The sequence below is a fragment of the Chloroflexus sp. genome (assembly GCF_034432675.1).
Lineage (GTDB): Bacteria > Chloroflexota > Chloroflexia > Chloroflexales > Chloroflexaceae > Chloroflexus.
In genome coordinates this window covers 1-7,898 of record NZ_DAOUBI010000066.1, presented here as the reverse complement: position 1 = coordinate 7,898, position 7,898 = coordinate 1, and the positions used below count along the sequence as shown (strand labels likewise).

Genomic DNA, 7,898 nt, shown 5'->3' with positions numbered 1-7,898 from the left:
CTTCCGTCGCCTGGTGCGTGACGACGAACGTGTGGCGGCGACGCTGGCCGGCTTGCATGTCGTTGCCTTTGCCATTGTGTTGGGCCATCGGTTTGTCTCGCTTATGGTTCAAAGTTCATAACAGGCTCTAGCCCAAGTTGACCTATGCTGTGAGCAGACCACAGAGGCTGACTACCAGGATGAACAGCACGACATTGCGCCTACCACCGTGCGGCGTACTTGCATGAACGATGTGGGGAGCAGCCAGTTCCCAAAGACGCGTCAAGTCACGCCTCACGGTAGCAACTCAGGTTATATCCATCCTCTGTGCCTCTGTGGTGACAAAGGTAGCAACTCAGGTTGAAATAAGTTCTCTACCTAGACCAGATGACTGTAATCGGCGTGCGGTTCAGCAGCGGGCGGATTGAATTTAGCGGTTAGCACCTCTTCGACAACCGACGCCGCTATCGGCAACAGCGGCACCAGACTCAGGTTATACCGTTCGCCGGCATCACCCTGCAAACGCAACACCCGCTGCCCGAAAAAGATGAGCGCCGGCAGTAACGCCGGAAAGACTGCCAGCACAATCCCACGCGGCAACCAGCGCTCGCGTGGTAATTTGCCGATGAGGGCCTGGCCGAGCGTGACCAGCGCCATTGTATTAAAGAGGAGACGTGTATGCTCGGCAATGCTCTCATTCCGCAGGCTCAGGTAGGGGATTTTTGGCCAGAACTGCTTTGAATTACCATGCAAAATTATCATCACAATCACATTCGCGACCACAAAACCCAGACTACGGAGAATTCGCTTCATCATAGACGCCACTCCTCTCCACATTGCTGCACTGTGTTATTGTTATCATAGCATTTTGGCGTAACGGCGAGAATACCTTTCACGACCTGACAATGCCAGGTTATGGGATTTATACTGTAGATTGTTGTAACATAGCGCTATCAGGCATCCGGGTGGCTCAGGATAGATTGCCACAGGGTCAGCACCAGTTTGACGAGGCAGTCAGCTCGGAGTATAGTACAGGCGAAACGGTATCAACCAACGCGTACGGTACCGTCTCAATGCGGTAGTCTTCGATCCCCCTGCGTCGACCGCGGGGGATTTTTGTACATCATTATGATGTGGAGGTTACTATGGGCATTGCCTGGGAAGAAAAATTTACCCGCGAAGGATTGACGTTCGACGATGTGTTGCTCATTCCGGCAGAATCTGATGTCTTACCGGCCACAGTTGATGTCTCAACCTGGCTCACCCGCAACATTCGCCTCAATATCCCCATCGTCAGTGCAGCGATGGACACCGTTACCGAACACCGGCTGGCAATTGCTTTGGCCCGTGAGGGAGGGATCGGGATCATTCACAAAAATATGCCCATTGCCAGTCAGGCCGACATGGTACGCAAGGTGAAACGCTCAGAGAGCGGTATGATCACCGATCCAATCACCCTTCCTCCCGACCGCACAGTGGGCGATGCACTCGATCTGATGGCCGAATACAAGATTTCCGGCGTTCCGGTCACAACTGCCGATGGTGATCTGGTCGGGATCATCACCAATCGCGATTTGCGGTTCGAGACCGACCGTAACCGCCCGATTCGCGATCTCATGACATCGCGGAATCTGGTGACGGTACCCGAAGGCACAACGCTCGAAGAGGCGAAGGAGGTCTTACACCGCCACCGGATCGAGAAGGTACTGGTTGTGGACGAACGCGGTAAGCTGAGCGGCATGATTACCGTCAAAGACATCATGAAGCGGATCGAATATCCGCACGCCTGTAAAGATGACATGGGACGGCTGCGCGTTGGCGCAGCCGTCGGCGTCAGTGGCGATTACATCGAGCGGGCGACCGAACTGGTGCGCGCTGGGGTTGATGTGCTGGTCATCGATACCGCTCACGGCCATTCGCGTGGCGTATTGAATGCCGTGGTCAAATTACGTGAATTGTTCCCACGGGTTCAGATCATTGGCGGCAATGTCTCAACTGCTGCCGCAACCATTGCCCTGATCGAGCGTGGGGTCGATGGTATCAAAGTCGGACAGGGACCAGGCTCCATCTGCACGACCCGAGTCGTCACCGGTGCCGGCATGCCGCAGATCACAGCAATTTTCGATTGCGCACGCGCCGCCGAACCCTACGGCATCCCAATCATTGCCGATGGCGGTATCAAATATTCTGGTGATATTCCAAAGGCAATTGCTGCAGGTGCCCACAGCGTGATGATCGGCTCGATCTTCGCCGGCACCGAAGAGAGTCCCGGCGAACTAATCCTGTACGAGGGGCGCAGTTACAAGAGCTACCGCGGGATGGGGAGCATCGGCGCTATGCAGCGTGGCGGCGGTGATCGCTACTTCCAGACCAATGTTACCGAGGTGCGCAAACTGGTTGCCGAGGGCATCGAAGGCATGGTGCCGTTCAAAGGCCCACTGAGCGATACCGTCTACCAATTGGTGGGTGGTTTGCGCGCCGGGATGGGCTATGTCGGAGCAGCCAACATCGAAGCCCTGCGCCGCGATGCCCGCTTCATTCGGATCACCACTGCCGGACAGATCGAAAGCCATCCGCACGATGTAGTGATTACCAAGCAGGCCCCGAATTATGGCGGTCGTCAGTAAGCGGTGTCTACGCAACCAGGTGCGCTGTTTGACCACAGCACACCCGTTCTGGCGAGGCCGACCAGGAAACCGTTCCGCGTCGTGATGCATGTATCGCGTGGTTTGGCGTGCGGAAGCCATACTTCCGCTGCTACCACGCTCAATCGCCGGCGCACAGTGCACCAGTCATTCTGCCGGTCACAGGCACAACGTGCGTGATCATCACGATCATCTGACTGCTCTGTTACCATAAGCCAGGTTGCTACCTTTGTCACCACGGAGGCACAGAGGACACAGAGGATGGGCAAACTCGAGTTGCTACCGTGAGGCGGGCGTGACGTAGGGCGCCTACGGAACTGGCTGCTACTTGGTGGGTTGCAAGACATCTTACCTACCGATAACGGGGCGTGACGTAGGGTGCCTACAGAACTGGCTGCTACCCACATCGTTCATACAGGTACGTCGCCCGATGTTGCGCACAGCGTTATGCTGTGCATCCTGGCAGTCAGCCTTATGTGGCCTGCTCACAGCATAGGTAGCAACCTGGGTTACCATAAGCCAGCGGTTGCAAGCGTAAACCTGATGCAGACCGCCGGAATCACAACTGTCATCGGGTAAACATAGTTGGAAGCAGATTCTCATCTCAACACGGGAAAGCACCAGAGACTATGAACCAGTCTATCATTCCACATTATGTAAGCGATCTCATGGTACCAATGCGTACCGCCCACGAACAGATTCTGGCTGAATTACAACAGTACAACCTGCTACCACCCCCTCCGCCGCCGTTACCGCCTGCCCGTGCGCAAGGTATGGCAGCAGCCCGTGCCTACCCGATGCAAGGGGTACTGAAATATCACGGCCTGAGCGACTGGACGCAACGGATTGCCTTTCTGCCATCGATCTCGCTGAACAATGCTGCGGCGCATACGACTACACTGGTTGAGTTTGATCCAGCACTACCGGCCGACACTGCCATAATCGGCGGTATTCCCGTCCAGGGCCGTGAACTTGAGCGCGTGGTTACTGTGCTCGATGCAGTACGTTCACTGGCCGGCATAAGCAGTCGCGCCCGGGTCGTCTCGCGCAATGTACTGCGCACAAAGGTGGCCGGCAAAGGACTGGGCACCAGTGCTTCGGCAGCAGCGGCCCTGGCCTGTGCGGCCGTCAGCGCCCTCTTCGGCCCGGAACTGGCCGGCCACACCCGCTTTCTCTCCACCCTTGCCCGCCTGCTGGCCGGTTCGGGATGTCGCAGCACTGCCGGCGGCCTGGCACTCTGGCTCAGCTACCCCGGCATCTCCCCCACTGAAAGTTATGCCGTGCGGCTCGACCAGCACAACGAACTCGCCGATGTTGCCCTCATCACCGTGCCAATCGACTCACGGATCGGCCTGAAAACCGAACAGGCCCATCACGATGCGCCAAACAGCATCTTTTTTCGCTCCTGGATGCTGGCCCGCGGCGACGAAGTGCGCGAGTGCATCAGTGCCGTGCGTCGGGGCGACTGGCGGACAATCGGACAACTGGCCGAACTCGACAGCATGCGCCTGCACGGCATCACCATGTCTGGTTCGCGTGAGCAGCGAATCATCGGCTGGGAACCGGAAAACATCACCCTCTTTCGGCTCTGCAACGACCTGCGTGCCCGTGGCGTGCCGGTCTACGCTAGCACCGACACCGGGCCGACGGTCGTATTCATCACCCATCGCGATCACGCGCCGACCGTCGTCGCCGCGATCCACGACCTTGGCCTGAACCTGGAAACCGTAGTCGCCCCCATCGGAGGACCAGTCCACGTGATTCCGGTCGAAGAAGTATTGTTAGAACTTGAAGGGGTGTAGGTAGAGAGCACACTGCTGGATGAGTTGATTTCCGGGGTAATGCGGCATATTGGCAAAATCAAACACGTGGCCCACACTCCGTACGTACCCTGGTGAGGATGCTCGTAGCGCACTGTACGTCGCTGACGAGTAGTAAGACCCTGTGCAGCGGCTGATCGGCGACTATCGGTGTCCCTGGCAATGATGCCCAGTATCGGTTAACATTTGACCTGATTGTTTCAGATGAAGCACGTATGTTGCCATTGCCAAGGGGGATGCTAGGCCTAGCTATGGGCAACAGAAGAGGTAACGCCGATACGTCATGGAGACGTCTGGTCGGGGTGCATGACCAAGCGCTCCGACCGCTGGCCTAGACAGGGTACATGGGCATCGTAACCCGCATGGCAGTGCTCAAGCAAGGGATCTGACAACACGAATAATGTTGCACAGTGTCAGTCAAGATTCGAGATATGACACTCCCCCAACCTGATGCCAACCATATTGAAAGCGGGGAAACTCTCTCGCATATGCCGGGCCAGGTGCGGATGCCGAGCATCCTATAGCGCAGAAGGCTGAAACTGCGGTACAAAGCAGTCATCCAACCACAATAAACACCAGATCGTTGACATTGGTACCGGTTGGACCGGGGCGCAGGAGATCGTCGAGGGCGGCGAAGAAGGGGTAGGCGTCGTTGCGCCGCAGGTGAGCGAATGGATCGTAGCCTATCGCTCTGGCACGAGCGACGGTTGTGCCGGTGGCAACTGCGCCGGCAGCGTCGGTTGGTCCGTCGCCGCCATCGGTTGCCAGGGCAATGACGGCGGCCTGGTCGAGGCCGTCGAGGGCGATGGCGGCACTCAACGCCAGCTCCTGGTTCCGTCCGCCCAGGCCGGTTCCACGCAGGGTTACGGTTGTTTCGCCGCCGGCAATCACGCAGGCCGGCGTTGCCAGTGGATGGCCGGATGTGGCAATTTCGCGGGCAATTCCAGCCAGCACGTGCCCCACCTCGCGGGCTTCTCCCTCCAGGTAGGTGGTCAGGAGCATCGCGTTGAAGCCGGCGTCGCGGGCGGCAACAAGTGCGGCCTGGGCAGCCTGCGCATTGCTCCCGATGAGAATGTTCTGCACCATCGTGAGCAAGGGATCGCCCGGTTTCAATGTCTCTGGATGGTCGCCACGGGCACCTGCCGTGAGATACGTCAGGATATCCGGTGGACACCGTTCTATCAATTCGTACTGTTCGAGAAACGCCAGGGCGTCGGCAAAGGTGGTTGGATCGGCGACGGTTGGCCCGGAGGCGATGACCTGGAGTGGGCTACCGACAACGTCGGAGAGGATGAGGGTAATCAGGGTTGCCGGCGCCGCCATGCGCACCAGTCCGCCACCTTTGATCTGATCGAGATGTTTGCGCAGGGTGTTGATAGCGCCAATCGGTGCGCCACAGGCCAGTAGTTCGCCAGTGAGGATCTGAATGTCGGCCAGGGTGATCCCCGGTACCGGCAGGTTGAGCAGTGCTGAACCGCCACCGGAAATCAGGGCCAGCACCAGGTCGTGTTCGGTGACCTGAGCGAGCAAGGCGGCAATCTGCTGACCGGCCAGCACACTCCGTTCGTCTGGGGTCGGGTGGGCGGCGCGTAACAGGGTGATACCCGGCAGATCAGGCAGTGGGGCACCGTCATCTTTCACCACGACCAGGCCGCCGTGCAGGCGATCTCCCAGCACCTGAACCGCAGCCTGTGCCATTGCTGCGCTGGCTTTGCCCGCACCGACCAGCCAAACACGCTGAAACGCCCGCAAATCGTAGCGGTGCTCGCCGACAATCAGCCAGTCGCCGTCGCGCTGCAGGGCGGTGGTCGTAGCCTGGAACGGATCAGCCGCGGCCAGGGCAGCAGCCATGATCCGCGTAACCGCCGGCCCCCACCAGGCCGCCCGCAGCGATGCCGTCAACAATCGCTTAGACATTGAAGAGGAAGTGGCAAATGTCTCCATCTTGCACAATGTACTGCTTGCCTTCCATTCGTACCAGACCTGCTTTTTTCGCCTCGTGCATGCTGCCGGCGTTGATCAAGTCGTGGTAGGCGACAATCTCAGCCCGGATGAAGCCACGTTGAATATCGGAATGGATTGTCCCTGCCGCTTCGACTGCCGGCGTACCTTTCGGGATCGGCCATGCCCGCACTTCGTCGGGGCCAGCGGTGAGAAAACTGATCAGTCCGAGCAGGCGATAGCTGGCTGCAATCACCCGATCACGGGCCGGAGCGGTGATGCCCAGGTCATCCATGAAGACCTGCGCTTCGTCATCGTCGAGCTGCGCCAGCTCGGCTTCGATCTTGCCGCACAGCGGTTCAACCGCACTCTGACGATGCGGATACGTGATCTGCGGTGGATTGGCTATGTCGGCTTCACCGATGTTCGGGGCAATCAGCATCGGTTTTGCAGTGAGAAACTGGTAGCCGCGAATCAGCCGCGCCTCGTCCTCGGTCAATTCGAGCGCCCGGATTGGCGTTTCGGCTTCGAGTGCCTCGCGCAAGCGCTGCAACAGATCGCGTTCGGCGGTGCGCAGCTCCTTCTCTTTGGCCGGCAATTTGGGGATCTCGGCATTCAATCGGTTCAGACGCCGTTCGATGATGCCGAGATCGGAAAAAGCCAGTTCCAGATCGACTGCGGCAATGTCGCGTTGCGGATCGACCGAACCATTTGGATGGGGTACTGCCGGATCGTCAAATGCGCACACCACGTGCAGCAGAGCATCGGCAGAGGCGATGTAGTTGAGCAAGACGGGTGGCAGGCCACCTCCAACCCGACCACTCCCACTCAAGCCGCCAATATCAACGTATTGCACATCGGCGTAGGTAATCTTGCGCGGATTGAATATCTGCGCCAGAACTTCCAGCCGCGGATCGGGAACTTTGACGGTTGCCAGGTTTGGCTCTAATTGACCCGACGAATACGCGGCTGTCTCGGCGTGGCCGCGCGTCAAGGCATTGAAGACGGTTGTTTTACCACTATTTGGCAGACCAATAATCGCTATTTTCATCGCATGTCCTCGTGCGAATGTCGTGTATTGGTGAACACTATACCATAACTGGATGGGGAGCAGGCAGTGAGGGAGGAGATAGGAGGTAGGGGGGAGGAGGTAGAAGAGAGAAAAGAGGGGCTGATGTGAAACGTGAGGCAATAGAACTTATCTTGATACAATCTGTGCTGTCATGCATCCAGACTGCCGCATAGTGTGGCCTGAACGCTTGCCAATTGCCAACGACAGCATATCCTGCCCCCAGACTGCCGATGTGAAAGCGAGGCGGGCTGACGACCATCACCAGGATTGGATTGGTTGCCTTGCTCGCTCATCATCCGCGTGTCGCGACGTTTGGCGTGCGGCAGCCATGCTGCCGCGCCAGCCGTACACACGATCCGGCACATGGCATACCGTTGACCCGGCTGGTCACGCGGATGCTATGGGTACTCGCCACGATCGGGGTCGGTCGGCAATCAATGA

Annotated in this window: 5 protein-coding genes and 1 pseudogene; 3 read left to right on the top strand and 3 right to left on the bottom strand. The window is 58.3% G+C overall.

Translation table 11 applies throughout. The features are described 5' to 3' along the window. Positions 1-121 (top strand): annotated as a pseudogene (locus VAE55_RS05375) (IS5/IS1182 family transposase); the annotation flags it as partial. Between the two features lie 236 nt (positions 122-357). Here VAE55_RS05375 and VAE55_RS05370 read toward each other — a convergent pair. Next, complete coding sequence (locus VAE55_RS05370; RefSeq protein WP_322814778.1) at positions 358-795, bottom strand: hypothetical protein; 438 nt, start codon at positions 793-795, stop codon at positions 358-360. A 329-nt stretch (positions 796-1,124) separates the two neighbouring features. Here VAE55_RS05370 and guaB point away from each other — a divergent pair, with 329 nt between their 5' ends. After that, positions 1,125-2,606 (top strand): IMP dehydrogenase, encoded by a 1,482-nt coding sequence (gene guaB, locus VAE55_RS05365; RefSeq protein ID WP_322814777.1) that lies wholly within the window; start codon positions 1,125-1,127, stop codon positions 2,604-2,606. 647 nt (positions 2,607-3,253) lie between these two features. Further along, positions 3,254-4,426 (top strand): GHMP kinase, encoded by a 1,173-nt coding sequence (locus tag VAE55_RS05360; protein ID WP_322814776.1) that lies wholly within the window; start codon positions 3,254-3,256, stop codon positions 4,424-4,426. 573 nt (positions 4,427-4,999) lie between these two features. Here the strand turns inward: VAE55_RS05360 and VAE55_RS05355 are convergent. Both VAE55_RS05355 and ychF read right to left on the bottom strand, forming a co-directional pair. Continuing rightward, positions 5,000-6,361: a glycerate kinase type-2 family protein gene (locus tag VAE55_RS05355; RefSeq protein WP_416181169.1), complete on the bottom strand. Its 1,362-nt coding sequence runs from the start codon at positions 6,359-6,361 to the stop codon at positions 5,000-5,002. Further along, on the bottom strand, positions 6,354-7,436 hold the full coding sequence (ychF, locus tag VAE55_RS05350; RefSeq protein ID WP_322814774.1) for a redox-regulated ATPase YchF: 1,083 nt from the start codon (positions 7,434-7,436) through the stop codon (positions 6,354-6,356). The genes VAE55_RS05355 and ychF overlap by 8 nt, the downstream gene beginning before the upstream one ends. Positions 7,437-7,898 lie beyond the last annotated feature (462 nt).